This window comes from Embleya sp. NPDC059237 (assembly GCF_042754105.1).
Taxonomy (GTDB): Bacteria; Actinomycetota; Actinomycetes; order Streptomycetales; family Streptomycetaceae; genus Embleya.
The window spans coordinates 948,222-973,360 of record NZ_JBHZAE010000001.1 but is presented as its reverse complement, the minus strand read 5'-3'; the positions used below and the strand labels follow the sequence as shown (position 1 = coordinate 973,360).

Annotated in this window: 36 protein-coding genes; 33 read left to right on the top strand and 3 right to left on the bottom strand. The window is 71.9% G+C overall.

Annotation, left to right across the window (positions count from 1 at the left end; all coding sequences use genetic code 11):
- The first annotated feature begins 176 nt into the window (after positions 1-176).
- Together ACFXKZ_RS04375 and ACFXKZ_RS04370 are read left to right on the top strand one after the other, a co-directional pair.
- Positions 177-533 carry a hypothetical protein gene (locus ACFXKZ_RS04375; protein WP_379996238.1) on the top strand — a complete coding sequence of 119 codons (357 nt, stop codon included), beginning with the start codon at positions 177-179 and terminating at the stop codon, positions 531-533.
- Positions 530-1,705, top strand: a complete 1,176-nt coding sequence (locus ACFXKZ_RS04370; RefSeq protein ID WP_379996235.1) for a hypothetical protein — start codon at positions 530-532, stop codon at positions 1,703-1,705. Before ACFXKZ_RS04375 ends, ACFXKZ_RS04370 begins: the two co-directional genes overlap by 4 nt.
- A 1,010-nt stretch (positions 1,706-2,715) precedes the next feature.
- Here the strand turns inward: ACFXKZ_RS04370 and ACFXKZ_RS04365 are convergent.
- From ACFXKZ_RS04365 to ACFXKZ_RS04355, 3 genes are all read right to left on the bottom strand, one after another.
- Positions 2,716-3,837: a tyrosine-type recombinase/integrase gene (locus tag ACFXKZ_RS04365; protein ID WP_379996233.1), complete on the bottom strand. Its 1,122-nt coding sequence runs from the start codon at positions 3,835-3,837 to the stop codon at positions 2,716-2,718.
- A gap of 3 nt (positions 3,838-3,840) precedes the next feature.
- A complete protein-coding gene (locus ACFXKZ_RS04360) occupies positions 3,841-4,284 on the bottom strand; it encodes a hypothetical protein (protein ID WP_379996231.1) in 444 nt (147 codons plus the stop codon).
- Between the two features lie 168 nt (positions 4,285-4,452).
- Positions 4,453-4,869 carry a helix-turn-helix domain-containing protein gene (locus ACFXKZ_RS04355; RefSeq protein WP_379996228.1) on the bottom strand — a complete coding sequence of 139 codons (417 nt, stop codon included), beginning with the start codon at positions 4,867-4,869 and terminating at the stop codon, positions 4,453-4,455.
- Positions 4,870-5,040: 171 nt separating this feature from the next.
- Between ACFXKZ_RS04355 and ACFXKZ_RS04350 the strand changes: the two genes are divergently transcribed.
- From ACFXKZ_RS04350 to ACFXKZ_RS04200, 31 genes are all read left to right on the top strand, one after another.
- Positions 5,041-5,304, top strand: coding sequence for a helix-turn-helix domain-containing protein (locus tag ACFXKZ_RS04350; protein WP_379996226.1), 264 nt, complete (start codon positions 5,041-5,043; stop codon positions 5,302-5,304).
- On the top strand, positions 5,301-5,522 hold the full coding sequence (locus ACFXKZ_RS04345; RefSeq protein ID WP_379996224.1) for a helix-turn-helix transcriptional regulator: 222 nt from the start codon (positions 5,301-5,303) through the stop codon (positions 5,520-5,522). Before ACFXKZ_RS04350 ends, ACFXKZ_RS04345 begins: the two co-directional genes overlap by 4 nt.
- 113 nt (positions 5,523-5,635) lie before the next feature.
- Positions 5,636-6,502 (top strand): hypothetical protein, encoded by an 867-nt coding sequence (locus ACFXKZ_RS04340; RefSeq protein WP_379996222.1) that lies wholly within the window; start codon positions 5,636-5,638, stop codon positions 6,500-6,502.
- Entirely contained in the window at positions 6,502-6,750 is a 249-nt protein-coding gene (locus ACFXKZ_RS04335; protein ID WP_379996220.1) for a hypothetical protein, read from the top strand. Before ACFXKZ_RS04340 ends, ACFXKZ_RS04335 begins: the two co-directional genes overlap by 1 nt.
- The gene (locus tag ACFXKZ_RS04330; protein ID WP_379996218.1) at positions 6,747-7,046 is read left to right on the top strand and encodes a hypothetical protein; all 300 of its coding nucleotides are present in this window, start codon (positions 6,747-6,749) and stop codon (positions 7,044-7,046) included. The genes ACFXKZ_RS04335 and ACFXKZ_RS04330 overlap by 4 nt, the downstream gene beginning before the upstream one ends.
- Positions 7,043-7,411, top strand: a complete 369-nt coding sequence (locus ACFXKZ_RS04325) for a hypothetical protein (protein WP_379996216.1) — start codon at positions 7,043-7,045, stop codon at positions 7,409-7,411. Before ACFXKZ_RS04330 ends, ACFXKZ_RS04325 begins: the two co-directional genes overlap by 4 nt.
- Entirely contained in the window at positions 7,405-8,769 is a 1,365-nt protein-coding gene (locus tag ACFXKZ_RS04320) for a Rad52/Rad22 family DNA repair protein (RefSeq protein WP_379996214.1), read from the top strand. The genes ACFXKZ_RS04325 and ACFXKZ_RS04320 overlap by 7 nt, the downstream gene beginning before the upstream one ends.
- Entirely contained in the window at positions 8,766-8,978 is a 213-nt protein-coding gene (locus ACFXKZ_RS04315; RefSeq protein WP_379996212.1) for a hypothetical protein, read from the top strand. Before ACFXKZ_RS04320 ends, ACFXKZ_RS04315 begins: the two co-directional genes overlap by 4 nt.
- On the top strand, positions 8,969-9,277 hold the full coding sequence (locus tag ACFXKZ_RS04310; RefSeq protein WP_379996210.1) for a hypothetical protein: 309 nt from the start codon (positions 8,969-8,971) through the stop codon (positions 9,275-9,277). Before ACFXKZ_RS04315 ends, ACFXKZ_RS04310 begins: the two co-directional genes overlap by 10 nt.
- A complete protein-coding gene (locus ACFXKZ_RS04305; protein ID WP_379996207.1) occupies positions 9,274-9,486 on the top strand; it encodes a hypothetical protein in 213 nt (70 codons plus the stop codon). Before ACFXKZ_RS04310 ends, ACFXKZ_RS04305 begins: the two co-directional genes overlap by 4 nt.
- Positions 9,483-9,902 (top strand): hypothetical protein, encoded by a 420-nt coding sequence (locus ACFXKZ_RS04300; protein ID WP_379996205.1) that lies wholly within the window; start codon positions 9,483-9,485, stop codon positions 9,900-9,902. Before ACFXKZ_RS04305 ends, ACFXKZ_RS04300 begins: the two co-directional genes overlap by 4 nt.
- Positions 9,899-11,506, top strand: a complete 1,608-nt coding sequence (locus ACFXKZ_RS04295; protein WP_379996203.1) for a UvrD-helicase domain-containing protein — start codon at positions 9,899-9,901, stop codon at positions 11,504-11,506. Before ACFXKZ_RS04300 ends, ACFXKZ_RS04295 begins: the two co-directional genes overlap by 4 nt.
- Before the next feature lie 143 nt (positions 11,507-11,649).
- Positions 11,650-12,570 (top strand): hypothetical protein, encoded by a 921-nt coding sequence (locus tag ACFXKZ_RS04290; protein ID WP_379996201.1) that lies wholly within the window; start codon positions 11,650-11,652, stop codon positions 12,568-12,570.
- A complete protein-coding gene (locus tag ACFXKZ_RS04285) occupies positions 12,570-13,223 on the top strand; it encodes a hypothetical protein (RefSeq protein ID WP_379996199.1) in 654 nt (217 codons plus the stop codon). Before ACFXKZ_RS04290 ends, ACFXKZ_RS04285 begins: the two co-directional genes overlap by 1 nt.
- Before the next feature lie 32 nt (positions 13,224-13,255).
- The gene (locus ACFXKZ_RS04280; protein ID WP_379996197.1) at positions 13,256-13,792 is read left to right on the top strand and encodes a single-stranded DNA-binding protein; all 537 of its coding nucleotides are present in this window, start codon (positions 13,256-13,258) and stop codon (positions 13,790-13,792) included.
- Positions 13,793-13,845: 53 nt separating this feature from the next.
- Entirely contained in the window at positions 13,846-14,046 is a 201-nt protein-coding gene (locus ACFXKZ_RS04275) for a hypothetical protein (protein WP_379996195.1), read from the top strand.
- Complete coding sequence (locus ACFXKZ_RS04270; RefSeq protein ID WP_379996193.1) at positions 14,043-14,246, top strand: hypothetical protein; 204 nt, start codon at positions 14,043-14,045, stop codon at positions 14,244-14,246. Before ACFXKZ_RS04275 ends, ACFXKZ_RS04270 begins: the two co-directional genes overlap by 4 nt.
- Entirely contained in the window at positions 14,243-14,629 is a 387-nt protein-coding gene (locus ACFXKZ_RS04265; protein ID WP_379996191.1) for a helix-turn-helix transcriptional regulator, read from the top strand. Before ACFXKZ_RS04270 ends, ACFXKZ_RS04265 begins: the two co-directional genes overlap by 4 nt.
- Entirely contained in the window at positions 14,626-14,994 is a 369-nt protein-coding gene (locus ACFXKZ_RS04260) for a hypothetical protein (RefSeq protein WP_379996189.1), read from the top strand. The genes ACFXKZ_RS04265 and ACFXKZ_RS04260 overlap by 4 nt, the downstream gene beginning before the upstream one ends.
- Positions 14,991-15,596, top strand: a complete 606-nt coding sequence (locus tag ACFXKZ_RS04255) for a hypothetical protein (RefSeq protein ID WP_379996187.1) — start codon at positions 14,991-14,993, stop codon at positions 15,594-15,596. Before ACFXKZ_RS04260 ends, ACFXKZ_RS04255 begins: the two co-directional genes overlap by 4 nt.
- A gap of 79 nt (positions 15,597-15,675) precedes the next feature.
- Positions 15,676-16,437 carry a hypothetical protein gene (locus ACFXKZ_RS04250; protein ID WP_379996185.1) on the top strand — a complete coding sequence of 254 codons (762 nt, stop codon included), beginning with the start codon at positions 15,676-15,678 and terminating at the stop codon, positions 16,435-16,437.
- A 799-nt stretch (positions 16,438-17,236) separates the two neighbouring features.
- On the top strand, positions 17,237-17,698 hold the full coding sequence (locus ACFXKZ_RS04245; RefSeq protein WP_379996182.1) for a hypothetical protein: 462 nt from the start codon (positions 17,237-17,239) through the stop codon (positions 17,696-17,698).
- Between the two features lie 29 nt (positions 17,699-17,727).
- Complete coding sequence (locus ACFXKZ_RS04240; RefSeq protein ID WP_379996181.1) at positions 17,728-18,153, top strand: helix-turn-helix domain-containing protein; 426 nt, start codon at positions 17,728-17,730, stop codon at positions 18,151-18,153.
- On the top strand, positions 18,150-19,439 hold the full coding sequence (locus ACFXKZ_RS04235) for a PBSX family phage terminase large subunit (protein WP_379996179.1): 1,290 nt from the start codon (positions 18,150-18,152) through the stop codon (positions 19,437-19,439). Before ACFXKZ_RS04240 ends, ACFXKZ_RS04235 begins: the two co-directional genes overlap by 4 nt.
- Entirely contained in the window at positions 19,439-21,004 is a 1,566-nt protein-coding gene (locus ACFXKZ_RS04230; RefSeq protein ID WP_379996177.1) for a capsid protein, read from the top strand. Before ACFXKZ_RS04235 ends, ACFXKZ_RS04230 begins: the two co-directional genes overlap by 1 nt.
- A 9-nt stretch (positions 21,005-21,013) precedes the next feature.
- Positions 21,014-22,528: a phage minor capsid protein gene (locus tag ACFXKZ_RS04225; protein WP_379996175.1), complete on the top strand. Its 1,515-nt coding sequence runs from the start codon at positions 21,014-21,016 to the stop codon at positions 22,526-22,528.
- A gap of 27 nt (positions 22,529-22,555) precedes the next feature.
- On the top strand, positions 22,556-23,218 hold the full coding sequence (locus ACFXKZ_RS04220) for a hypothetical protein (protein WP_379996173.1): 663 nt from the start codon (positions 22,556-22,558) through the stop codon (positions 23,216-23,218).
- Positions 23,219-23,236: 18 nt separating this feature from the next.
- On the top strand, positions 23,237-24,088 hold the full coding sequence (locus tag ACFXKZ_RS04215) for a P22 coat protein - protein 5 domain protein (protein WP_379996171.1): 852 nt from the start codon (positions 23,237-23,239) through the stop codon (positions 24,086-24,088).
- Between the two features lie 16 nt (positions 24,089-24,104).
- Complete coding sequence (locus tag ACFXKZ_RS04210; RefSeq protein WP_379996169.1) at positions 24,105-24,476, top strand: hypothetical protein; 372 nt, start codon at positions 24,105-24,107, stop codon at positions 24,474-24,476.
- Positions 24,476-24,796, top strand: a complete 321-nt coding sequence (locus ACFXKZ_RS04205; RefSeq protein ID WP_379996167.1) for a hypothetical protein — start codon at positions 24,476-24,478, stop codon at positions 24,794-24,796. Before ACFXKZ_RS04210 ends, ACFXKZ_RS04205 begins: the two co-directional genes overlap by 1 nt.
- Complete coding sequence (locus tag ACFXKZ_RS04200) at positions 24,774-25,124, top strand: hypothetical protein (protein WP_379996166.1); 351 nt, start codon at positions 24,774-24,776, stop codon at positions 25,122-25,124. Before ACFXKZ_RS04205 ends, ACFXKZ_RS04200 begins: the two co-directional genes overlap by 23 nt.
- The last annotated feature ends 15 nt before the right edge of the window (positions 25,125-25,139 follow it).

The following is a 25,139-nucleotide window of genomic DNA, read 5'->3' as shown; positions in this document are numbered from 1 at the left end:
CGGAGTGATGTATTCCGGAGTTGTCCACAGGGCTTCTGCACGCAGGGTGACCACTGTGCCAACCTCGTCGTTTCCCGAAGGGGTGTCGCGATCGGCCTCGGGCGAGCGTCGAGTTCGCGCCGGCTGCGATCCCCGAGGGCGATCGGCGATCCAGCACAGATCAAGGGGGTGGTGGCATGTCCCGCACCGACTGCGGCGGCGCGAGCGGCTACGCGGTCGACACGGCCGAACTGCACGGGTTGGTACGACGCCTGCACAACATCGGAGCCGATTACCTGGCACCGGGCTGCGCCGCCGAGCCCGGCCGGGTCACCGACCACACCGCGCTCGACACGGAGGCGCTGGGACGGTTCCCCGGCGCCGCCGAGTTGGCCGACCGGCATCGCCGCGCCGCCGCGCGGATGGTCGACCTGTTGACCGAGATCCGCGCCGAGTTGGCCACGACGCGGGTCGAGCTCGGCCGTACCGCCGACCGGTTCGCCGACACCGAGACCGAGGTCGGCACCCTGCTGCGCGCGGTGGCGGCACGGTGAGCGCCGGTGACAACACGGATCCGTTCGCGGCGATCCACGCCGCCCGCCCCGGTCTGGTCGGCGCGGCGGCCGACGGGTGGCGCCTGGCCGCCGCGCGGTTGACCGAACTGCGGGACGAGTTGGCCGAGACCGCCCGCCTCGGCACGCGGGTGTGGTCCGGCGGCGGCGCCGAACGCTTCACCGCCCGCTGCCACGCACTGGCCGACAGCGCGGATCGGCTCGCCGGCCAGGGCACCGCGCTGCACGAACACCTCACCGAGGCGGCACATGCCCTTGCCCGGGCCCAGAAGAGCGCCACCGACCCGAAGGCCGCCGAGGTCGCCATCGCGCAACTGGAGGGCACCTACCGCGACTTGGGCGAGCGCCTGCCCCTCCTGCCGTGCACTCCCGCCGACACCGCGCCGAGCCGACCGACCACCACGCTCCCCACCACCACCCCGGCCGACGCACCGCCTCCTAGCCGACCATGCGCCACGACCGCTCCCCCGAGCGGCGACCCGGACATCGCCGCCTCGGCTCCGACCGCAACGGAGGCGGCCGTCGCGGATCCGACTCCCCCGCCGACACCCGTCGATCCGACCACCCCCTGCGCGCCACCGACGCCCGACACACCCGCGGCGCCTCCGCCCGCGCCCCCGGCGCAACCACCACCGCCCACCGCCCCACTGGCCACGTGCATCGCCGCCACCACGCCACCACCGCCACCGACCACCCCGCCGGCGCCGGGACCACCGCCGATCACCTGCCCACCACAAGCCGCGATGCCCACCCCGCTGACACCAGCCGTCGTCGGAACCCCGCTCCCCCGCGATCCCCGCCCGGTACAGCCGGCCGGCATCGGCCCGCGTCTGCGTCAGGCCGCCCCACCGCCGTCGCCCCCGATCGCCCCGGTGACCGGCATCCGGATCGCCCCCGGCCTGCGCGGCGGCGCCGGCGACCACCCGGCGGCCACACACGACGCCGCACACACCGCCGACCCCGTCACGACCGTCCTCGGCGGCACCACCCACGACGGCACGCCCACCACGCCCACATCACCCACGTGGGTGACCGCCCCCACCACGGGCGGCACCCCCACCACCCCGGCCCGCCCCCGCCGGAGCAACCGCTACGCCACCCACCCGGCCCAAGCCTGGTCGACCTCGGAAGAACCCCCCGAGGAGCGCCCCTGAAGACGACACGGACAAAGGCCGAGCCGGGCACAGACCCGAAACACAGCCGCAACCCCGGAAGCAAACGGAAATGGGGACGCGGGCGGGGTGAGGACGCAGACACAGGCGCGGGTGGGGGCGCAGACACGAGCGCGGACGTGGACCCGGGCGCAAACGCCGACGCGGGCGCGGGCACGGCGGTTCGGGGCCGCGGCAAGGGACTGGGGCGTGTGGAGGTCGATGCGGACCCGGTGCGGCCGTAGGGGTGGACGAGCCCGCCGCCCCCTGCGAGGGCGCGGGTGCGAACCAGGGTTGCGGCGCGACCAACAACGCCACGATGGGCCGCATCGCGCGCGACCACGAGCGCGGATACAAGTGCGGCACGGCCACGGGCACGGGCACGGGTGCGGGCACGGGCACGGGCACGGGTGCGGGTGCGGGTGCGGGTGCGGGTGCGGGCACGCGGGCCAGGGCCGGGCGGAGTGCCAGTGCGCGGGCCGGAGCCCGGCGGAGTGCCAGTGCGCGGGCCGGAGCCCGGCGGAGTGCCAGTGCGCGGGCCGGAGCCCGGCGGAGTGCCAGTGCGCGGGCCGGAGCCGGGCGGAGGGCGGGTGCGCAAGGACGGATGCGCAGCGCGGACTCCGGCAACGCACGGTTACACGTGGCTCCCACCAACCGAGCACGCTTCCCAGCACCCCGCCACCCCGCCACCCCGCCACCCCGCCACCCGCAACGCCGTACGCGGTGTACGCAACATGCAACATGCGACACGCAGACCGAGGCATCCATACGCCGCATAAACACGGCCACCCGCTCAAGCGCCGATCCCGCCCCGCCCCGGCAAACGATCAAGCCGCCCCGGCCCTGCCGGGGCGGCCCGATCGGCGGCGCCACCGAGGCGTCGTCGTCCTCCGGTCAGCGGCGGCCGCGTGCGCCCTCTCGCTTGGCTGCCCGAGGCGCCGGTTCCAGGATGGCGACCGACTCGATGTGGTGCGTGTTCGGGAAGAGGTCGGAATCGAAAACACACTGGTCAGCTAGGCAATCGCGCTACTGGCGGCAGTGCCGTGCAATGGTGGTGCAATGCGCGCCCACGCATCGGTGACGGCCTGGTGGGCGTCCGGCGCCAGGTGTGCGTACCGCTGAGTCGTCGTGTGGCTCTCGTGGCCGAGCAGGTGCTGGACGACGTACAGGCTGACGCCCTCCTGCACGAGCCAACTTGCGCATGTATGCCGCATCACGTGCGGCGGATAGTGCCGCACGGGCAGCACCTTGTCGTCGGTCTTGTAGGTGGCGCGCTTGACTGACGGCCACCACGTTTGCCTGCGCCAGTTGCCATCACTGAGCAGTCGGCCGGACCGGCCGGGTGTCACGGTGGTGAACACCACGCCATCGCGGTCTCTGCCGTGCATGTGGCGCGACAGAGACTCGATTACCTCGGCCGTCAGCGGCACTTCACGCCGAGAAGCGGCAGACTTCGGGTACTGCTTGATTCCCGACTTCGTGTTGACCTCGACCACGAACAGCCTGCTCCGCAACCAGTCGATTCGGTGACCGTGCAGGCCGGACAGCTCACCCCATCGCAGCCCGGTGTAGATGCCGGTCAGGCACATCGTGCGCCAGGGTTCGACAAGTTCGCCCAGAACCGCATACGCCTCGTCGCGGGTGAACCATTGCGGCGGCTTCTCCGCAATCGGAGGCAGGTCGATACCCCGGCATGGGGACACGGCGATCACTTCGTCATACAAGGCCGCCTTCATCATCGACGAGAACAAGTTGTAGGCGCGGTGGATCGCGCTGGTGCCGACGCCAGCCGCGACGAGCCGCCGGATCCACGCCTGCACGTCAAGCCTGGTGATCGACGCGAGAGACCACGTTTCCCAGTGCGGCAGCACGTGGGTCCGGATGCACGACTGATCGCCCCGGAGAGTATGAGGCTCGACGACGCGGGCCGCCTCCCACCGCTCGTGCCACACTTTCACCTTCTGCTTGCCCGCGCGTGGATCGCGCCACGCGCCGCGCGCAAGCTTTACCTCCTGCTCCTGAACCCAGGCTTTGGCCTGAGACTTCAGTGGGAACGTCTCGGGGATCTGCTTTCCGTCCGGCCCGATGACGATGCCCTGAAATTTTCCTGATGGCAATTTTCGAATGTGACCCATCGGTCACCCTCCTACCTGAAGTACGTCGAGGTCATCACCGCCCAATGCCTGGTGAATTCGCAGGCGTTCGGTGGTGGTCAGGTATTTGATTCGCACATGCAACATTCGTTCGGTTACCGCGAGCTGTTCGGCAGCGTCGAACGCTGGTAGGCGTTCTGCGAGAACGCTCATCAGAGAACCGAGCGGGATGAGCCTGGTTGCGGCGAGCGTGGTAGTCCACCGCTCCAGCCGTCGGGCGATGCGCGCGGTGCCCGGCCCCCCACCTGCACACTGTGCGTGGTCGTACTCGGCGTGCACCAGCTCGTGGGCCAGTGCACACCGTCGCTCAACGCGCGTCAGTCGGGAGTCGGTTGCGATTCCTCGGATATCGGGGAACCACATTCCCGCCATACCACCGGGCAGCGGGGTTTCACCGTACGTAATATCTGGTCGCTCACTCAGGGCCACCCACGGGCAATACGGCCGGCCGGACAAGGTCATTCCCCCTCGCGCATCCCACAGCGCCGCGCCGTACAGAGCGGACTCCCACGCTCCGGTCGGCCGAACCGTCAAGATAACGCAGATCAGGGAAACATTCAGGAACGTTCGAAACTATAACCGCATGTAGCTAGATCGTTACGCTCTTCGGCGACCCGGGTCGCCGTACTTGATCCCGAGTAGGAAATCCTTGACCCTCTGGATCTGCTCTGGCGTAGCCGTGGCCAGCTCGACCAGGACGTCCGGGTCGATCCCGTAGCCAACTGGCGTGGCGTCAGTGGGCCGCGATCCCTGCTCACCCGGGCCGTCCTCGGCCAGCCTGGGACTACCACCTGCGAGAACGCTTTCGTACGAGCCAGTAGTCCACCCCACTGCCCGCTCCACTCGATGCAGAGTGCTCGGCCGGTAGCTCTCCCTACGCCCCGCCTCGATGTCGCCGAGGATCCGGCTCGATAGGTTCACGGCGCGCGCGAGATCTTCCAAGGTGTTGAACCCGGCAGCGATCCGGGCGGCCTGGAGTTCGCGCCCGAGATGCTTCCAGTCGCGTGTCGACATAGCTCCTCCTCTCTCCTCCGTTCCGGAACGTACAGGAACGATGCCCATCATGGGGCTGCATGTTCCTCATTGACAGGCACAGATTCGGCCGATTCCGCGACACGTGCCACACGGCGATGAACGTTCCGAATGTTCTTGACGAACGTTCCGGAATGTTCCTACGATCAGGGCATGCCGAACCTCCACAGGACCGGTCTCCCGGTCAACGGCGCTGCCCTGTGCGCCATCCGCACCCGCAGCGGCTGGGGCCTCACCCGCCTCGCCGCTGCGGTCGGCATCTCGCACAGCTACCTGTCCAACATCGAGTCCGGCCGGCGCGACCAGTGCCGCCCGGAGATCGCCACCGCGCTGGCGGCCACCCTCCAGGTTCCGCTCGCCGCGATCACCCAGGGCATCCCCGTCGAGGCCCTGACCGACAACGGGAGCGCGGCATGACGGCGGCACGGGCCGCCGGGCTGCTCAGCATCCCCGTGGTTGCCGACCGTCTCGGCATCTCCCGGACGTCCGTGTACGACCTCATCGCCCGCGGCGACCTGGGCGACGTCGTGGATGTCGGCACGGCCACGCGGTCCCGAGTCCGCGTCACCGAGGCCGGACTGGCCGCCTGCATCGAGCGCCGGACGCACCGCGCCCGCCGCGGTCGAGCGGCCTGAGCCAACCACCCACATGGGTAGGGCCGGCCGCCGACGACCGGATACGACCCGGTCTCGCCAGCGGCACGGCCCCTGCCCGCACCACTCACCACTCACAGACAGGTGGCACGAACGTGAACCACAGTATCGAGACCCGCCCCGACGACCTGGCGCAGGTGCGCGCCGCCAGCATCATGCAGTCCCTGGTCTGCCAGCGCGCCGACCTGCCGCGGCTGACGTGGTCGGTGGACCCGGCCGGGCACGTGGTCGGCACCCGCACCGCCGGCCCGGACGCCGACGTCGCCGCCGACCTGGGGGCGTGGGCGGGCGCGCTCGACGCCACCGTGCTGGCGACGCCGCACCGCTGCGACGGCCGCATCGTCTACCGGGGGCGCATCGACCTGACCGGCAGCGGGCGGATCGAGCCGGGCGCCGGGCCGACGCCGGTCACCATCACCGGCGTCGGTGTCCTGAACGGCGTCGATCGGCGGCCGGTGGCCCGCCTGTTCGCGGCGGACGGCCTGACCCGGGCCCAGCTGGACGGCGTCGCGTGTGTCCTGTGCGGCGTCGAGCCGCGCGTGAGCACGCCCGTGGGGCGGATCGACGGCGGCGGCCAGGCGTTCGCCTGCGCGCCGGCCTGCGCGCCGGTCGTGCCCGGCACTCGGGTGTGCGGCCAGTGCGTGGGCGACCCGCAGCCGGACCCGACCGACCCGGCCGAGGACGACGAGCCGCAGCCGCATCCCGCGTGGGCCGAGACCGGCGACGCGCGGTGGAAGCGCACCGTTGCCGGGGTGACCTGGATCGCCGAGGGGTTCGACGAGGGCAGCGTCTGGCTCGGCAGCAACCTGGCTGGCCTGTACCTGATCGGGCCCGGCGAGTTCGCGACGGGCCGGTGGGTCGGTGCCGACCTCACGGCGGGGCTGCTCGCCGCGGACCGTGCGATCAGCGAGTGGGCGGCCGACTTGGCGGCGGCGATCGGCCGCGCGGCGGGTGGTCGCTGATGGCCGCCAAGGCCGCGCACGTGTGGAACGCGGGCACGGGCGGGAAGGCCCGCAAGCCGGCCGGTGCGCCGGTGGTCGACCGCTGCACGGTCGACGGCTGCGGCCGGCCCGCCGAGGGCGCCGCGCCCGCCGAGGGCTGGCACCGCACCGACGTGCCCGCGTCGTCCGAGCCGCCGCGCGACTGGTGCTCCGCCTGGTGTGCCGCCGTCGGGCGGGCGCTCGCCGACCTGCGGCCGGCCCGCCGGTGACCGCGCCCACCACCGCCGCCCCCACCACGGGGGCGGCGGCCCCCCGCACCGCCTACGCGTGGGGTCTGGTGCACCGTGCCGACGTCGCCGCCGACGGCCGGATCACCGGCTCGATCGCCCGGCCGACCCGGCACGGATCGCCCGCCCACGCCGAGCGGCACTACGCGATCCAGTCCGTCGAGATCGCCCGCGCCGAGGACCAGGCCGCCGGCCGCGACCCGGCGGTGTGGCTCCTGGCCTGGCACGACGGCGACCGCTGGCACACCACCGACAACATCCCGGGAGACACCCGATGACCATGTCCGCCAGCCGCCTCGCGGTCATCCGCGAGATGAAGTTCACCGAGCGCGACCGCCACGTTTTCGGTGTCTTCCACGACGCCGTCGAGCACGGCCTGTTCGTCCAGGCCGTCGGGCACCACAACGCCCGCATCGAGGTGCTGGCCGAGGTCGACCGGCTCGCTGCACAGGTCGCCGCCGTCGTCGGGCTGCACGAGTGGGACGAGGCGTTCGGTGTCCGGTTCTGCCGGCACTGCTCGCGGCCCGCCGTCACCGTGCCGTGGCCGTGCCCGACCGTCGGCCTGGTCCTCGACGCCGAGCAGGCCGCACACCACGTCCGCACCACCCGCACCCAGGCCACCGCCAAGGAGGACCCGTGCTGACCGACGCACAGATCAGGCAGTTGTTCACGCCCATTCCAAGGAACCGCGTCCTCTACAAGCAGGGCCAGGCCCACCTCGCCGCGTGGGACGTCCGTCGAACGCTTACCCGGATCTTCGGGTTCACCGGCTGGTCGTTCGAGATCAAGTCGACCGAACTGGTCAGCGAGGTGAACCAGGGCGGGAAGTGGACGGCGATCTACCGGGCGACCGGCCGGCTGACCATCCGCGACCGGCACGGGGTCGAGGTTGGCCACTGGGAGGACGGCGCGACGGGCGCCGGTAAGAACCAGCCGAGCGCGGCCGGCGCGCACGACCTGGCGTACAAGTCGGCGATCAGCGTGGCGCTGAAGCGGTGCGCCGCGAACCTCGGCGACCAGTTCGGGCTCAGCCTGTACAACGACGGATCCCTGGATCCGGTCGTCGGCCTCTCGCTGGCGTACCGCGACGAGACCGAGCCGGTCGCGCAGCCGGACGACCCGCAGGTCGCGGACGACACCGACCCTGACGGCGCGCCGGCACAAGCCGAGGCCGAGAACACACGACAACCGGAACGGGTGCAGCACCCCGCCCAGGATGCCGACCGCCTGGCCGAGCTGGTTGCCGAGGCCCAGCTGGCGTGGACCACCCGCGACGCGCTCACCACCCTGCTCGGGGCGGCCGGTCGCGCGGGCCTGGCCGATGCGATGGTCGACAGCAAGGCGGGTCCGGTGCCGTTCGGTGCGATGCTCGCCGCCCGGGTGCGCACCCTCGACGTTGCCGCCGCACAGCTCGACCAGGCGAACGCGACCGCCGAGGCCGCCGAGGAGGAGCCGCCGCCGGACGACGTCCCGGCCCGCGATCCCCTGGCGACCCTGCTCGACGCGATCCGTGTGGGCTGGAACAACCATGTGGCGCTGGCGACATGCCGGCAGACGGCGACCGATCAGGGCCTGCTCGATCGCGAGGTGCCGACTCGCGACGGCAGCACGATCCCGCTGCACCGAATGATCGACGGCCGCCTGGGCGACCTCGCTGGCACCCGGCCGCAGCCGGTGCAGGAGGCGACGCCCGCCAACCAGGTGCCGCCGCCGGGCGAGTGGAACCAGCGCGAGCCGCAGCGCGCGAGCGCCGGCCAGACCCGGGCCATCGCCACCGTGATGAACGCCGTGGGCGTGCAGAGCAGCGAGCGCGCCCGGCGGTTGGCGATCGTCTCGGGCATCGTCGGCCGGCCGGTCCTCACGATGAAGGACCTGACCGTGCCGGAAGCCGGCCGCGTACTCGACGCGCTGAACCTGGTGCAGCAGATGCCGGCCGACGGGCGCGCGGCCGAGCTGGGCCGGTACGCGGACGCTGCGGCGGCGACGTCGCAGGCGGCGTGACGGCGACCGTGGTGGTGGCGGGGCGGGGCGTTCGCGCCCCGGCCCGCCTGGCTCCCACCACCGCCGACGGCGGCGCGCACCGGATCGCCGCCCCGCCCGCCGAGACCGCCCAGGATTGCCCGACCTGCCGGGGCACCCGCCGCCTGGGCACGCACACTCGCGGCGGCTGGCGCTGCTGGACCTGCCGGGTGGTGCACCCGTGGCGCTGATCCCCGTCATCCTCGGCGCCATCGTTGCTGGCCTGGCCGCCGGCTGGCTGGCCGATGTGGTCCTGCGCCGGCTGTCCCGGTCGACGCTCGCCGCCCCGGCCGCACCCCGGCCGCCTGTGCCGGTCGTCCCGCTGCCGCTGCACCTGGTCGACCCGGCGCTCGATCGCTGCTGGCTGTGCTCGCCCACGCCCGACCCGGGCCGCTACGACGGCCAACCGTGCCCGACGTGCCGGCTGCTCGCCGACGTGTTCCCCGACCACCCGATCCCGTACTGGCCGACCGAGGGAGAGGCGACGTGAGCACCCACACGATCACCGTCGACATCGACCTGGACGAACAGGGGCTGCACACCCCCGAGGACTGCCCGGCCGATGACTCGCCGCTGCGGGTCGCGTACATCGGCCTGCACCGCCAGGCCCACCCGGACGAGCCGTCCTCGCCCGACCGCTGCATGCGCCAGCCGTGCCTGGACCTGTCGTACGTCTACGACTGGGGGACGGACAAGTGAAGACCTGTTCGCGGTGCAAGCGCACCCTGCTGATCGATGCGTTCGTCATTGACCGCAGCCGCCCCGACGGCCGCTGCCGTCGCTGCCGCACCTGCCACAACGAGCGCGTTCGGGACTACCGCCGGCGCGTGCGGGCCCAGCTCGGGCCGGCCCGGCGGCCGACCACCGACGTCGAGGAGGCATACGTCCTGCGGGCTGTCGACGGGGATCCTCTGCCGGACATGACGCCCGCCGAACGGTATGAGGCGGTGCGCCGGTTGACCGCCCGCGGCTTGGCGGCCGGGCCGATCGCCGAGTTGCTGCACGTGGCGAAGCGCACCGTGCAGCGCGCCCGGACCGCGACCGGCGCCGTCCCGGCGGCGTGCCAGGGCTGCCTCGGGCGGGCCTGCCGTTGGCACACCAGGGCGGCGGCGTGAGCACCGCGACCGCCGTCCGCACCTGTGCCCGCGGCCTGCCCGGCGGGCCGTGCGGGTCCGACGTCGGCGTCCGCCGCTACCAGCACGGCGTGCTGTGTGCCGAGCACGCGCCCGCCTACAACCGGGAGACACACCCGATGCAACCCACTGCCGAGCAGGCCGAGGTGGTCGACACCTACGGCGACGGCATCGACATGGTCGTTCAGGCCGGCGCGGGCTGCGGCAAGACCTCGACGTTGAAGTTGATCGCCAGGTCCGATCCGCGCACCCGCATCCAGGCCATTGCCTACAACAAGAGCGCGTCGGCGGACATGGCCCGCGCGTTCCCCCCGAACGCTGTCTGCAAGACCGGGCATTCGCTGGCGTTCGACCCCAGGTTCGGCCGCCGACTTCAGGCCCCGCGCCAGACCGCGCACCAACTCGCGCAGGATCTCGACGTCCAGCACCTCCTCGGGTTGCAGCCCGGGATCGTGCCGACGGTGGACGGCGACCTGGGCGCTCCCGTGCCGTTCACCGGCAAACGCATCGCCCGTCTGGCGTTGGACGCGATCACGGCCTGGTGCTACTCGGCGGACCCCGAACTCGACCAGCAGCACATCCCGTTCATCGTCAACCTGTTGTCGGCACCGGTCCGTGAGGCTGTCGCCGCTCTGGTGTTGCCGGTTGCCCGCGCCATCTGGGACGACCTCTGCCGCGACGACGGCGCGGTCAGGATGGAGCACGATCACTACCTGAAGATGTGGGCGTTGTCGGAGCCGCGCATCGCCGCCGACTGCATCCTGCTGGACGAGGGGCAGGACACGAACGACGTTCTCGCCGACGTGATCCAGCGCCAGGACCACGCTCAGCGGGTTGTGGTCGGCGACTCCGCACAGCAGATCTACGCCTGGCGCGGGGCGAACGACGCGCTCGGCAAGTTCGTCGCCGCTGGCGCCGAGGAACGGTTGCTCAGCCAGTCGTTCCGGTTCGGGCCGAGCATCGCCGAGCAGGCGAACCAGTGGCTGCACTGGGTGGGTGGCCCGCTCCGGCTGCGCGGTCACGAGGGCACCGATTCCACCGTCGGCGAGGTCACCGACCCGGACGCGATCCTGACCCGCAGCAACGCGGGCGCGATGGCGGCGGTCATGGACGCCGTGGGCAGCGGCCGGCGCACCGCGCTGGTCGGCGGCGGCCTCGACATCCAGCGCTTGGCCTGGGCCGCCCGAGATCTCCAGGCCGGCCGCCCGACCGACCACCCGGAGCTGTGCGGGTTCGGATCGTGGGCCGAGCTGCGCGAGTACGCGGCCGAGGACGGCGGATCGCTGCGCGTCCTGGTCGAGCTGGTCTCGCTGCACGGGCCCGCCCGGATCCTCGCGGCTGTCGACCAGTTGGTCGAGGAGTCTGCGGCCGAGCTGGTCATCAGCACCGCGCACAAGAGCAAGGGGCGCGAGTGGGACCGCGTCCTGATCGGCGAGTGGGCACCGCCCAAGCCGAACGCCGACGGCGTGGTTGTCCTCCGCCGGGAGGAGGCCCGGTTGCTGTACGTCGCGGTCACCCGTGCCCGCCGCCGCCTCGACTGCTCCGCGCTCGCCTGGCGCTCGACCGTCGGCGCCGTCACCGACTAGACCCCGTGGCCGGCGGCGACCCGACCCGCCGGCCACGGATTCAGAAAGTTCGCTTTCACGCGCGAAAAACGAGCCTCCCACGACATAGACGAAGTGAAGGGGTCGTTACCGCGTCCCGCCGCACAACCCGAGAGGCACCACCAGTGGGAATCCGTCTGTTCGTCGAGGTGCTGGACCACGCGCCCGACGCGCTGACGTGGCGCGAGCGGCACGTGTTGAGCGTGCTCGCCGAGACGGCGCGGGACGACACACGCAAGTGCTGGCCCGGGGTCGAGGACGACCCCGCGATCGCCCACCGCATGCGGCTACCCGCGCGATCGAGCCGATACGAAGTGCTCCAGGCCCTGCGCTCGAAGGGTGTCCTGGAGACGGTCTCTGCGGGCCGCCGAGGCAACCGCGCCGTCTACCGAATCGTGGAACTGAGTACCGAGCAGGGTCCGGAAACTTCGGACCCTAACTCCGAGAAAGGGTCCGGGGTTTCCGGACCCAAAGAGTCCGAAAGGGTCCGGGAACCCCGGACCCAATCGACCCCACAGGGTCCGGAAACCTCGGACCCTAAGCCGGAGAAAGGGTCCGGGAACCACGTGAATAGGGTCCGGGAACCCCGGACCCCTACTCCTCAAGAAACCCTCAAAGAAGAGAAAGAACTACCTCCCGCCCGCGCAGACGTCGAGCAGGTGTGCCAGCACCTGGCCGACCGCGTCGCGGACAACGGCAGCAAGCGACCGACGATCACCGCGAAGTGGCGAACCCAGGCCCGGCTGCTCATCGATGAGGACGGCCGCACCGTCGACCAAATCCTGCGCGCCATCGACTGGTGCCAGGACAGCACGTTCTGGCGATCGAACGTCATGAGCATGCCGAAGCTGCGCGAGAAGTACGACGTTCTCCGGCTGAAGGCGATGGAGGAGCGCGAACGAGCCGCGCCGCGTCCCGGCGCTGGCCCGTCGCAGCCGCCATCCCGTCGCCTCACACCCGCCGAGGTTCTCGCCCAGGCCGCCGCCGAGCTCGACGAGCGCGACCGCCTCGCCACCGCACACGCACGACAGGAAGGTGCCCACTGATGCACCGCGACGCCATCGTGAACCTGCTGACGTACGCCGCCACCCTCGACCCCCGCATGGCCCGCGTCATGAGCGATACCGAGGCCGCCATGCAGGCGATTGAGTCCTGGAACACCGCGCTCCGCGACGTCCCGGCCTCGCACGAGGCGGTCGGCTGGCGGGCCGGAGTCGCCGTCAACGAGTACTACGAGGCCAACGACCAGGCCCGGTTCTGGGCGATCAGCCCCGCCGCCGTCATGGCCGCGTGGGCGCCGAAGCGCCGGACGCTGCTGGAGCGGCACACCGATCCGCTGCCGCCCGTCGACCCGGACGACGAGGCCGCCTACCGCGCCCACCTGGCCGCGTCGCGCGGTGCCGTCGTTGCCGGACACGCCGACCCGGCACCGAACCGCGAGATCGACGGCCAGTGGCCGAGCCTCGCGCAGCTCGCCGCGGCCCGGCCCGCCGACCGATGCCGCGCCGAGATCGCCGCGATCACCCGGGGCCCGGCCAGCACGCGATTTCCCGAGCTCGGCATCGCCTGCCCGTACCAGCAGTGCCGCGCCGCCGCCGGCGACCAGTGCCGCGGCTCGATCAGCGGCACCCGGCTCCAGCACGGTACCCACCGCAGCCGGCAAGAGGCATATGCCGCCGCCGTCAACCCCACCACCTGACCACCCGTCACCAACCAGACAGGACACAGCACATGGCCGGAGACACCTCCATCACTGTGGTCGGCAACCTGACCGCCGACCCGGAATTGCGCTACCTGCCCAACGGGGCTGCGGTCGCGAACTTCACCCTGGCATCCACGCCGCGCACCTTCGACCGGCAGGCGAACGAGTGGAAGGACGGCGTGCCGCTGTTCCTCCGCTGCACGGCCTGGAAGCAACTGGCCGAGAACATTGCGGAATCCCTCCAGCGCGGCACCGCGGTCATCGCCCAGGGCCGGCTGCGCCAGCGGTCCTACGAGACCAAGGAAGGCGAGAAGCGCACCGTCGTCGAGCTTGAGGTCGACGAGATCGGGCCGACCCTGAAGTGGGCCACCGCCAAGGTCACCAAGGCGAGCCGCGGAGGCGGCGGCCAGGGCGGCGGGCGGCAGCAGGGCGGCTACGGCAGCCAGGCTCAGCAGCGCGGCGGACCGCCCGCCGACGACCCGTGGGCCGTCCCCTCCGGCGGCGGGCGGCAGCAGGGCGGCGGGTGGGGACCCCCGCCCGGTAGCGACTCGGAACCCCCCTTCTAGCCCGACCTGCCGGGCGCCCACCACCGGGCGCCCGGCACCCCGGAGGTGACCCCATGACCCGAATGACCCCGCTGGAGCGCGAAGTTCACGACCTCATCGCCGAAGCGTTCATCGCCGACCGCGACACCAGCCTGGCCGACCTCGCCCGCACCGTCGTTGCCACAGTGCAGGGCCCGAGCCCCATCACCACCAAACAGCGCGCCCTGCCCGAGGACGCGCGCCGCATTGCCCGCCAGCTGGAGACGACCCGGTGACCGGCACCGTTCGCCGGCACCTGGTCGTGCGCCTGCCGATCCCGGTCGGCCGCTTCTGCGCCGTCCTCGACCGAGCCGCTGACCGGGCCACTGCCCGCGGCGTCACCCTCCGCATGACCGACCTGCGCCAGACCGAGCACGACGGCCGCCGCATTCTCCGCATCACCCACCCCGCACCCGCCACCCGGAGCGAGACGTGACCACGCCCACCACGAGCGTCCAGCTCCGCCGCGACCGGGTCCGCGACCTCGTCGCCCACGGCCTCGACACCGCCGCCATCGCCCACCAACTCGGCGTCGATGCCAGCAGCATCCGCCGCGACAGAGTTGCCCTCGGCATCCCTTCCACGTCCCGCGACGTCCTCACCCACCGGCAGCGCCAGGCCGTTTCCGCAGGCGCCCGCGGTCTCACCATCGAGGAAACCGCCGCCGAGATGTGGATTACGACCCACACCGTGTACGGACACCGCCTGGCCGTCATCCGGCGCCTGGGCGCCCGCAACTTCACCCACGCGGTGGCCCTCGCAATCGCACTCGATCAGGTCTCCGCCGACATCGCACTCACCACCAGGAGTAGGACGTGACCGACGAGCCCGCCGACACCATCCGCCGCGCCGCCGAACACCTGCGCGCCCTCGCCGCCGCCGCCTCCGCGCCGCCCTGGGCGGTCCGGCCGCGCTGGGCCGACGACCCGACCGGATCGGCCGACGTGACCGACGGCAGCGGCGGCACCCTCGTTCACGGCCGATCCGGCACCCGCGGCCGGGCCCCGTTCTTGCGCGGTCCCGACGCCCGGTACGTCGCCGCCATGGGCCCGGCCGTTGGCCTCGCCCTGGCCACCTGGCTCGACGAGTGCGCCACCCAGGCAGCGACCGGGTCGGTCGACGAACCCGGCGCCGTTGCCGCCGCCCTGACCATCGCCCGAACCATCCTCGGAGGCCAGCCGTGACCGACCCGCATGAACCGCGCAGCTACCACTTCACCGACGAGACCGGCTGCGAGCTGGTGATCACACCAATCGACCAGGCCACCGCCCGCGGCGTCTCGCTCGCCCCCTCCTGCGAGTGCGGCATCTGCATCCGCCCCGGCGACGCCGAATCGGTCATCGCCGCGATCCGACGCGGCTGCGGCCTCGACCCGGCGCCCGTGCCCGGCCGGCTCGACCTGGCCCCGATCATCGCGGACCTGCACACCGCCGCCACGCCACCCACTAGCGGCGGCCTGGTCGACGTCACCATGACCGACTCGTTCCAGGCACTCGAACGCATCTCCGACCGGCACGTCCTCGACCTGCTCGCCGAAGTGACGATGCTCCGTGGCCTCCTGGCCGAGGCCCGCACCGACGCCGACCGCGACCGACTCGGTGCCGAACTCGCCCACGCCAGGGCCGAACGCGACCGGCACGCCGCCGAGCTCACCACCGTGTGTGGCGCCGTCGATCGCGTGCGCGCCGTCCTCAGCAGCCGACTCCCACAGGACTCCGACCCGGACCGCTGCGGCGAGCGATACCTGGCCGCGCAGGTCCGCGCGGCACTCGACGGCGCCACCTGACCCACGCGCGGCCCGCCCCGTCGCGAGGGGCGGGCCCCACGGCCCCGAACCCGACACCGTACGACCGCAGGAGAACCCCGTGCAGCACACCGACACCCCGCCGGCCGACGTCATCGCCGTGCACTGGGCCGACCTGCGGGCCGCCGCCGTACCCGGCACCCGCCGGCCGCGCGCCAGCCACATCGGACGGCACCTCGCCGCGGCGATCGCCGAGCGCGACCGGATCGAGCGGGCGGAGCGGTCGACGCTCGCCCGGGGTACGTCGCCCGCCGCCGCCAACCTGGCCGCCGTCGACGTCATGCGCACGGTCGAACAGGCCGTGCTGTACGTCGAGGCCGAGACGCGAGCAACCCTCGGCCTCGCCCTCTACAGCCGGCCCGCAGGCAACCCGAACACCGTGCCAGCGGCGTGCGCCGACCTTGGCATTTACCGGGCCTGGCTCAACCGCGAGCAGAACGCGTGGATCGACACCACCCTGCGGCCGGTCGCCCGCCAGGTCGTCGGCGTCCTCGGGTTCGGCGACGAACGGCCGCTGCGGCTGCTCCAGCCGTGCCCATGGTGCGGGTCGGTGCTGATGATGCGGCCGGTGCACCCGCTCGGCCCGCACGTCGAGTGCACCGGCCGCCGAGTCATCTGCCGGGCGCCGTCGAGCACCTGGATCCAGGGTCGGCCGATGTGGCGCTGGGACGATCTCGCCGACCTCGGGCGTGCGCTCGACGCACCGCCGCGGGCCGACCGGGCAGAACTGGTGACCGATGCGGAACTGGCCGGGCGGGCGCCCGGGTTGACCGAGGCCGAGCGTGACCGGCTGCGGGCCGAGTTGACGCCCGACGCGGCGTGACCGGTCGTGTCCGGACACCGAGCGTCGGACACGGCGTGATCGGTGTCCGGACACGAACCCGCCAACCGTGCGGATGCGATGCGCCAACCGAACTGCCGGGTCGACGCGTTGAGCGCTGGCCAACCCGTTGATCGGACGGGTCAGTTGCGCACGCCGTCAGCGACGCCTAACCTGATCTGAGTTATCCACAGCTCGTGATTTCGGCATGCCCGGAAACACCCAAGAGCCCCGAGCCGGAACACCGACCCGGGGCTCGCGCGCGCCCCTACCTCGCCAACAGGTAGGCGATCAGCGCCAGTAGACCCACCGCGATGACGCTGCCCACAACTTGAACGGCTACGTCACGGCCGAACCTCAACCAGCGGCGTCGGTGCTCGCCGATAACGTCGGTGCTAGCTTCGGACATATGGGTTCTCCCGAGAACTCGTACGGTGGGCCGTCCCGCATCCGCCAAGATCACTGGACGGCCCGCCAACTCACCCCGCAATCAGGGCGCATCCAGTCTGAACGAGGGTGGAGACATTCCGCGCGCACGCAACCACGCCCCTGTGGACAACACACGCAGCACTCGCGGAACACGAAACGTGCAGGTCAGCGTTGCGTAGCGTTTCCCGGCGTTCGCTGGGCCGTGGCAATTCACTGCTCTCCGCTGCTCTCCGTTGCAATTCTTGGTCGATATTTCCCCGGTAAAATCTTTCCCTCGGGCGTGTCGTTCGCCCTCGGTGCGATTCCACCGCCCGCCGTACAACCTCTCAACCGCGCCGCCGGTCTACCAGGGAACACACACCCTGGGGGCACAGTGCAGCGCATCACCCGACACACCACCACCACCGCCCTGGCGGCGGTGCTCCTCCTAGCCACCGGCTGTAGCAGCGACGGAGACGGCGACAAGAAGGCCACCGCAACGGTGACCTCCGTCCCGCTACCGGCATCACCCGGGCCGGTCAACACTGGCCCGGACACCGCTCCTCTGGAGACTGCGGTCCGCGCCTACACCGCGCGCATGTTCGCCGGAGACGGCCCCGGCGCCTACGAGATCCTGTCGACCCGATGCCAAGGCAAGACCACCACCACCGAGTACGGCGCGATCGTCGCCCAGGCCAAGAAGGTCTACGGCGCGCTGACGGTCAAGTCGATCAAGGTCGATGAGATCACCGGCGACCGGGCCCGGGTCACGTACTCCGTGGGCGTCCCCACCCTCGACCGCACCGCCCAGACCTGGACCCGCGAGGCCGGAACCTGGCGCTGGGACGGCTGCTAGCACCGATCGACCAGCGAGGGGGTGACCATGTGCCCCCTCGCATCGACGACACCGTACGGGCGGCGATCCTCGCCGACGTCGCCGCTGGCGCCCTGTCGTGCCGCGCCATCGCGAAGCGGCACGGTGTCAGCCCCAGCACCGTCTCGAAGCTCGCCGCCGAGGCTGGCCCTGCGGACGCGTTCGAACGTACGCAGACCCAAAAGGCCACCGCCGCCGCGACCGTCGACCAGGCCGCCCGCCGGGCCGCCCTCGGCGACGCCTGGCTGACCCTCGCCGAAGAAGCCGTCGCCCACACGCGGGCCGAGCTGGACGACGCCAACGCCGCAAAGGCCGCAGTCATCGCCGCCGTTGCGACGGACAAGCACCTGGCGTTGGACAAGCACGGCATCGACCCCAACGGCCTGTCCGCCGTTGACGCGTGGCTTGCCGCGATGACCGGCGAGGAGGCGACGTGATCGCCCCCCTGGTCGGCAAGCAAGCCGAGAGCGTGCGACTGGCCACCGCCCGCGGCAACCTCTGGGAAGGTTCCGTTCGATCGTCCAAGACGGTCAGCAGCATCTTCCGGTGGCTCCAGTACGTGCGCCGCGGCCCCCAGGGACCGTTGCTGATGGTCGGCAAGACCGAACGGACCCTGAAGCGGAACATCATCGACCCGATCATCGAGATGGTCGGGCGGTCGCGGTGTACGTACCGCAGCGGCGCCGGCGAAGTCGACCTGTTCGACCGCACCATCTACACCGCGGGCGCCCACGACGAGCGCAGCGCGGACAAGGTCAAGGGCATGACCCTGGCCGGCGGCTACCTGGACGAGGTCACCACGTACCCGGAGAGCTTCTTCTCCATGTTCACCACCCGGCTGAGCATTCCCGGCGCCCAGTGGTTCGGCACCACCAACCCCGAGTCGAAGAACCACTGGCTGATGCGCGACCACCTGTCGAGGGCGTCGCTGCATCTCACCCGCGACGGCTCGGTGTTGCGGTCGTCGGGGGACGACGTGCTCGACCTGCACCGGTTCTCGTTCCAGCTCGACGACAACCCGCACCTCTCCGCCGACTACCTGGCGTCGCTCAAGCGCGGCTACGTCGGCCTGTTCTACAAGCGGTACATCCTCGGCGAGTGGGTCGCCGCCGAAGGCGCCATCTACGACATGTGGGACGACGACCGGCACATCGTCGACACCTTGCCGAACATGATCCGCTGGCCGGGCCTGGGCGTGGACTACGGCACGACGAACCCCCTCGTCGGCCTGCTCCTGGGCTTGGGCGAGGATCGCCGGCTGTACCTGGCGTCCGAGTACCGCTACGACTCGCGCGTGTCCCGGCGGGCGATGACCGACGCCGAGTACTCCGCCGCGTTGCGCGCCCACGTCCGCGGCTACCAGCCCCTGGCCGGTCAGGTTCCGGCCTGGACGGTCGTCGACCCGTCGGCAGCCTCGTTCATCACCCAACTGTTCCGCGACGGCTGGCCGGGCGTCACCCAGGCCGACAACGAGGTGCTGCCGGGCATCCGGGCGATCGGGTCGCTCCTGGGCAACGACCGCCTGCGCGTGCACAGTTCATGCCGCGGCTGGATCGACGAGATCACCGGCTACTCGTGGGATCCGAAGGCGACCGCCCAGGGCCGTGACGAGCCGCTGAAGCAGGACGACCACAGCATGGACGCCGGCCGGTACGCGGTCTACACCACCGAGTCCCTGTGGCGCGGCCACATCCCCACCCAACCGCAGGAGGTGACCCGCTGATGCCCCTGCCCGAGGGAGGCAAGACCCCGTGGCCGCCCCGCGCCCTGGCCGGGCCCGACCAGCAGATCGCCGTCTGGGACGCCTGGTACCGCGGCGACCCCGACGAGATCAGCAGCCTGTACGGCGGCGCCCGCTCCTACGCGGGCGCGGCCGGCGACTTCTTCGGCTCGGAGTCCGGGCGGCCCGGACTGCTCGGCCGCGCACGGACCGCGTTCACCCGCTGGTTCTGGGGTACCCGGCTGACGCCCGGCGAGCAGCGCACCAAGTACCACGTGCCGCTCCCCGCCGACATCTGCAAGGCGAGCGCGCAACTGCTGTACTCCGAGCCGCCGACCGCCCTGGTCGGCGACTCGACCACCCAGGCCCGCCTTGACGAACTCATGGACGACGGCATGCACGCCGTCCTCGCCGAGGCCGCCGAGCTGGAGGCGGCCCGCGGCGGCGGCTACCTGCGGGTCGTGTGGGACCGCAACATGCGGCCCCGACCCTGGATCGCGTCCGCCTCGACCCGGCACGCCGTCCCCGAATGGCGGTGGGGCGAACTCGCCGCCGTCACGTTCTGGCGCGTCCTGCACTGCGACGGCGACAAGGTTCGCCGGCACCTGGAGCGCCACGAACGCGGCGTGATCCTGCACGGCCTGTACGACGGCACCCGCGACACCCTCGGCCTGGCCGTAGGGCTGGAGGCGGACCCGGCGACCGCCGGCCTGAAGCCCGCCGTACCAACCGGGTTGAAGGACCGACTGACGGCCGTGTACGTGCCCAACATGCGGCCGACCATCTGGGAGGACAACCCGGCCGCCGCGCACCTCGGCCGGTCCGACCTGCACCAGTGCGAGCCGCTGTTCGACGGCTTGGACGAAACGCTGTCGTCCTGGATGCGGGACGTCCGGCAGGCCCGCGGCCGGCTGATCGTGCCCGAGTCCATGCTGGAGTCCCAGGGGCCGGGCAAGGGAGCGGTGTTCGACCAGGACCGCGAGATCTACAGCGGCCTCAACATCCTGCAACGGGCTGGCGGCACCACGGACCTGACGATCGTTCAGTTCGCCATCCGCGTGGCCGAGCACCGCGACACCTGCGACGAGCTGACCGAACTGACCCTGCGGGCCGCCGGATACAGCTCGCAGACGTTCGGCGGCACGGGCGACGCGGCGATGACCGCCACCGAGGTGAACGCCCGCGAGCGCCGCTCGTTCATCACCCGGGACCGCAAGATCCTGTACCAGCGGCCCGCCATCAGCGAAATCCTGGAAACCCTGCTGATGGTCGACGCCCTCATGATCGGCACCCGCGGCATCGTGCCCGAGCGGCCGAGCATCGCGTTCGGCGACAGCGTGTCCGAGGACATGCTGACCCTGGCGAACACGGCCGAGGTCCTGCATCGCGCCCAGGCCGCCTCGACCGACGCCCTGGTGCGGCTCGTGCATCCCGACTGGGCAGAGCCGCAGATCGCCGAGGAGGTCGACCGGATCCATGTCGAGTTCGGCCTGGTGGCGAGCGACCCGACCGAGGTGGGCGCCGACCCGGTCACCGAACCCCCCGATCCGGAACCGACGTACGCGTAGGGGGTGGCCGTGCCGGTCTCACCCGCCATCGCCGAGGAGTTGGCCGCGGTCTTGGGCGACCTGTACCGAGCGGCCGAGTACAGCCTGATCCAGGTGATCCGCGGCATGCTCGCCCGCAACGAAGGGCTGCCGACGTGGGCCGAGGACCGCCTGGCCGCTCTGCGGGACCTGTCGGGCGCGCTGGCCGAGGTGGTCGACGCCCTGGCGGTCGACGCCGACGGCACGGTGCGCCAGGCCCTGTCTACCGCCTACGAACGGGGCCAGGCCGCCGCCATCGCCGAAATGGGCGCCGTCCCGGTCGCGCAGGCCGCCGCCGCGGCCACCGTGCTGCCGACGGCGTCCGTCGTCGACCGCCTGGCCGCCGCTGTGCTCGACACGACCACGGCCGTGCACTCGTCGATTCTGCGCCAGACCACGGACGTGTACCGGGAGGTGATCGCCCGGTCGGCGGCGGCGCCCGTGCTCGGCGTCGAGACCCGGCGGGCGGCCACACAGCAGGCGCTGAACCAGTTCGTCGACCGCGGCGTTGCTCGGTTCACCGACAGTGCGGGCCGCTCCTGGGGCATGGCCGAGTACGCCGAGATGGCGCTGAGGTCGGCGACTGGGCGGGCCGGGATCGAGGCCCACAGCGACCGCCTGGCCGCCGCCGGTCAGCAGGTCGTCATGGTCAGCGAACAGCCGCTGCACTGCAAACGCTGCGACCCCTGGGCGGGCAAAGTACTGTGGCGGACGTCCGGAGCGGCCGGCACGGTGATGCTCCAGCACGCCACGGACGGGGGATGGGTCAGCGTCACGGTGGCCGGGTCCCTGCCCGACGCCCGTAGCCGCGGCCTCCTGCACCCGAACTGCCGGTGCAGCATCAGCGTGTACCTGCCCGGCGTCTCGACGCCGCCGCGACCAATCCCGCACCCAGACGGCGCCACCTACGAGGACACCCAGCGGCAGCGGGCGATCGAGCGGCAGATCCGCAAATGGAAGAAGCGCCGCGAGGCCGCGCTGGACGAGCCCACACGCAAGGCCGCCGCTGCCCGCATCCGCGCCCATCAGGCCGCGATGCGCGAACACGTCGAACGCACCGGCCTGCGGCGCAAGTCGGAGCGCGAGCAGCCGATGCGCGGCTACGGCGGCCAAGGCGGTCCCGCGCCGGGACCGCGCACACCACGACCCGATTCCGGACCCACTCCGGCGCCGGTCTCCCCGCGCCCGCCGACACCCGCGGCACCGACCGCCGCCCCGTCGGGCCCCAGGGCGCCGAGGACGGAAATCCCGCGCCGGGACCTGCGACGCATGACCCGGGACGACCTTCGCAACGAGTACACGCAGCGCGCCGCACAGCGGGCCGCCGCCGCCTCGGGCGCCGAGACATCCGAGGCCATTGCACGCCAGTTGCGGATCATCGCCGAGATGCGCCGCCGCCGTATGAAGAACATCCCGAAGTACGTACCGCCCTCTGCCGCCGAACAGGCCGCAGCCGAGGCCGTTCTGACCCCCTTCGAGCGCGCCTTCATCCAGACCTTGCGCTGATCGCGCCTACCCGCCCTGGAGGGCATCGTGACCACACCCACCCCGCCGACCCCGGCGCCCGCCCCGGAACCGGGCGCGCCGGCCCCCGCGACCGGGCCGGCCCCGGTACCTGCTCCGGTCGCCCCGCCCACGCCCGCGCCTGCACCTGGAGCACCGGCGCCGATCGAGATCCCCGAGGGACGGCTGGACGCCCTGCCCAAGTGGGCCCAGAAGCTGATCACCGACACCAGCGGCAAGGCGAGCGCGGCCGAGCAGCGGGCCCAGGCCGTCCTCGACGCCATCGCCACCGCAACCGGGCAGAAGCAGCCCGACGACCCGGCGGTTTTGGGCCAGAAGCTCAGCGAGCAGCAGAAGGCCACACACACGGCGCTGATCAAGGCCGCGTTGTACGAGCACGCCGCCGAGCACGGCGCCAACCCGGCTGCGCTCGCCGACTCCCTCGCGTTCCAGGCCGCGACCGCCGGCCTCGACGCAACCGACACCGCCGCCGTCGTCGCCGCGGCCAAGGCCGCCGCTGAGGGCAACGCCGCGCTGCGCGCCATCCCGGCCGGACCCGCGTCCGGCCCGGCCGACCTGACCGGCGCCGGTCAGCCCGGCCAGCGCCAGCTCACCGAGGCCGACCTGGCCACCATGACCGCCGAGCAGATCGTAGAGGCCCAGGACAAGGGCCTCCTCGCGCACCTGCTCTAACCCCGAGGAGCAACCCGCATGGCCTTCACCCGGTTTCGCCCGGAGATCTGGAGCGCGCGCTTGCTCGTCGCGCTCCGCAAGCGGCTCGTCTACGCGGGCCCGACCATCGTCAACCGCGACTACGAAGGCGAGATCAGCGAGGCCGGCGACACGGTCCGCATCACGTCCGTCAGCCGCCCGACCGTCGGCACCTACGTGCCGAACTCGACCATCATCACCCCCGAGGAACTGACCGACGCACAGCGCACGCTGACGGTCGATCAGGCGAAGTACTTCGCCTTCCGCGTCGACGACGTCGACGCCCGCCAGGCCAAGGGCAACGTCATGCCGCAGGCCATGGACGAAGCGGCCTACGCCCTGGCCGACGTCATCGACCAGTACATCGCCAGCCTCTACACCCAGGCCCAGGCGGCGAACCAGCTCGGCACCATCGCGGTCACCGACGCCTCCCCGAAGGACTTCTACGACAAGGTCCTGGTGCCGCTGAAGGTCCGCCTGGACGACGCGTCCGTGCCGCTGGAGGGCCGCTACTGCATTGTGCCGCCGTGGCTGCACGGCCGGGCCCTCCGCGACGACCGGTTCGTCAAGGTCAACGAGTCCGGCACGGACACCGGCCTGCGCAACGGCATGGTGGCGCGTGCTGCCGGGTTCGACATCCTCATCAGCCAGAACGCGCCGAACCCGACCGGCGACGACTACGTGGTGACCGCGGGCACCAACGCGGCGATTTCCTACGCCGAGCAGATCAACAAGACCGAGGCGTACCGGCCCGAAAGCAGCTTCAGCGACGCGATCAAGGGCCTGTGCCTGTACGGCGCGAAGGTCATCCGTCCCGAATCGCTGGCGACCGCGGTCGTCTCCCAGACCTGATCGGAGGACAAGACCCATGGCACGCACCGCTGTTGCGTACAGCAACCTCATTCCCAACTCGAACCTGGCCGACCCGGCGGGCACCGCCACCAACGCCGGTGTCGGCAACGGCCACACCATCGCCAAGGCGGCGCCGGAACTGACCGTGCTGCGGCTGGTCGCCGGCGCGACCGGCGGCAACGTCACGATCAAAGCCGGCGCCAACCCGCCCGCCATCGCCGCCGGCCAGGGCGACCTGGTCATTGCGGTCGGCAACGGCGCAACGGTCTGGGCCGGACCGTTCGAGTCCGGCCGCTTCCTTCAGAACGACGGGTCGATGCTCGTGGACGTGGCGACCGGCTACGTCGCCGGCTCGATCACCGCGTTCCGCGTCCCGAGGAACACCTGATGGCCGAGACCGTTCACCTCCTGGGCGAGGGCGGCGGCGTGTGGGCGATGGACCTGCCGCTGTCCGAGCCGATCGCCGAACGTCTCGCCCGCGGGCATCTGCGGCGGGTCAACCCGGACGGGTCGCCCTGGACCGACCCGGACGACGCCGACCCGGCCGAGGTACCCGCGCCGCCGACCGAGCGACCCGCGCCGTCCGCCCCCAAAGCGGCGTGGGTCGGCTGGGCGGTCGCCTGCGGCGCCGACCCGGAGACCGCCGACGGCATGACCAAAGCCGACCTGATCGAGAAGTACGGAGGTGCCGCCGATGGCCAGGGCTGACCTGACTGTTCAGGCCGTTTCGCGCGCCGGCCTCACGCCCGCGTTCACTGCGGCCGTGGTCGACGGCCACATGTTCCCGAACGACGGCCGCACGCTCCTGCGCGTGAAGAACTCGGACGCCGCCGCCAAAACGGTGACGTTCGCCATCCCGGCCACGGTCGACGGCCAGGCCGTGACCGCCCGCCAGGTCACCATCCCGGCGAACACCGGCGATGTCGTGATCGGCCCGTGGCCGGCCGCCTACAACCAGGCCAGCGGCAAGGTCTGGGTCGACTACAGCGCCGTCACCGGCGTCACCGTCGCGGCCGTCGCCGTGCCGCCCGCCTGAACCCGGAGGTGCCGG

Excerpts from the sequence above, each read along its gene's own strand:
- ACFXKZ_RS04375 (WP_379996238.1), top strand. The coding sequence starts at position 177 with ATGTCCCGCACCGACTGCGGCGGCGCGAGCGGCTACGCGGTCGACACG.
- ACFXKZ_RS04365 (WP_379996233.1), bottom strand. The coding sequence starts at position 3,837 with ATGGGTCACATTCGAAAATTGCCATCAGGAAAATTTCAGGGCATCGTC.
- ACFXKZ_RS04355 (WP_379996228.1), bottom strand. The coding sequence starts at position 4,869 with ATGTCGACACGCGACTGGAAGCATCTCGGGCGCGAACTCCAGGCCGCC.
- ACFXKZ_RS04350 (WP_379996226.1), top strand. The coding sequence starts at position 5,041 with ATGCCGAACCTCCACAGGACCGGTCTCCCGGTCAACGGCGCTGCCCTG.
- ACFXKZ_RS04345 (WP_379996224.1), top strand. The coding sequence starts at position 5,301 with ATGACGGCGGCACGGGCCGCCGGGCTGCTCAGCATCCCCGTGGTTGCC.
- ACFXKZ_RS04335 (WP_379996220.1), top strand. The coding sequence starts at position 6,502 with ATGGCCGCCAAGGCCGCGCACGTGTGGAACGCGGGCACGGGCGGGAAG.
- ACFXKZ_RS04325 (WP_379996216.1), top strand. The coding sequence starts at position 7,043 with ATGACCATGTCCGCCAGCCGCCTCGCGGTCATCCGCGAGATGAAGTTC.
- ACFXKZ_RS04285 (WP_379996199.1), top strand. The coding sequence starts at position 12,570 with ATGCACCGCGACGCCATCGTGAACCTGCTGACGTACGCCGCCACCCTC.
- ACFXKZ_RS04280 (WP_379996197.1), top strand. The coding sequence starts at position 13,256 with ATGGCCGGAGACACCTCCATCACTGTGGTCGGCAACCTGACCGCCGAC.
- ACFXKZ_RS04275 (WP_379996195.1), top strand. The coding sequence starts at position 13,846 with ATGACCCGAATGACCCCGCTGGAGCGCGAAGTTCACGACCTCATCGCC.
- ACFXKZ_RS04230 (WP_379996177.1), top strand. The coding sequence starts at position 19,439 with ATGCCCCTGCCCGAGGGAGGCAAGACCCCGTGGCCGCCCCGCGCCCTG.
- ACFXKZ_RS04215 (WP_379996171.1), top strand. The coding sequence starts at position 23,237 with ATGGCCTTCACCCGGTTTCGCCCGGAGATCTGGAGCGCGCGCTTGCTC.
- ACFXKZ_RS04210 (WP_379996169.1), top strand. The coding sequence starts at position 24,105 with ATGGCACGCACCGCTGTTGCGTACAGCAACCTCATTCCCAACTCGAAC.
- ACFXKZ_RS04205 (WP_379996167.1), top strand. The coding sequence starts at position 24,476 with ATGGCCGAGACCGTTCACCTCCTGGGCGAGGGCGGCGGCGTGTGGGCG.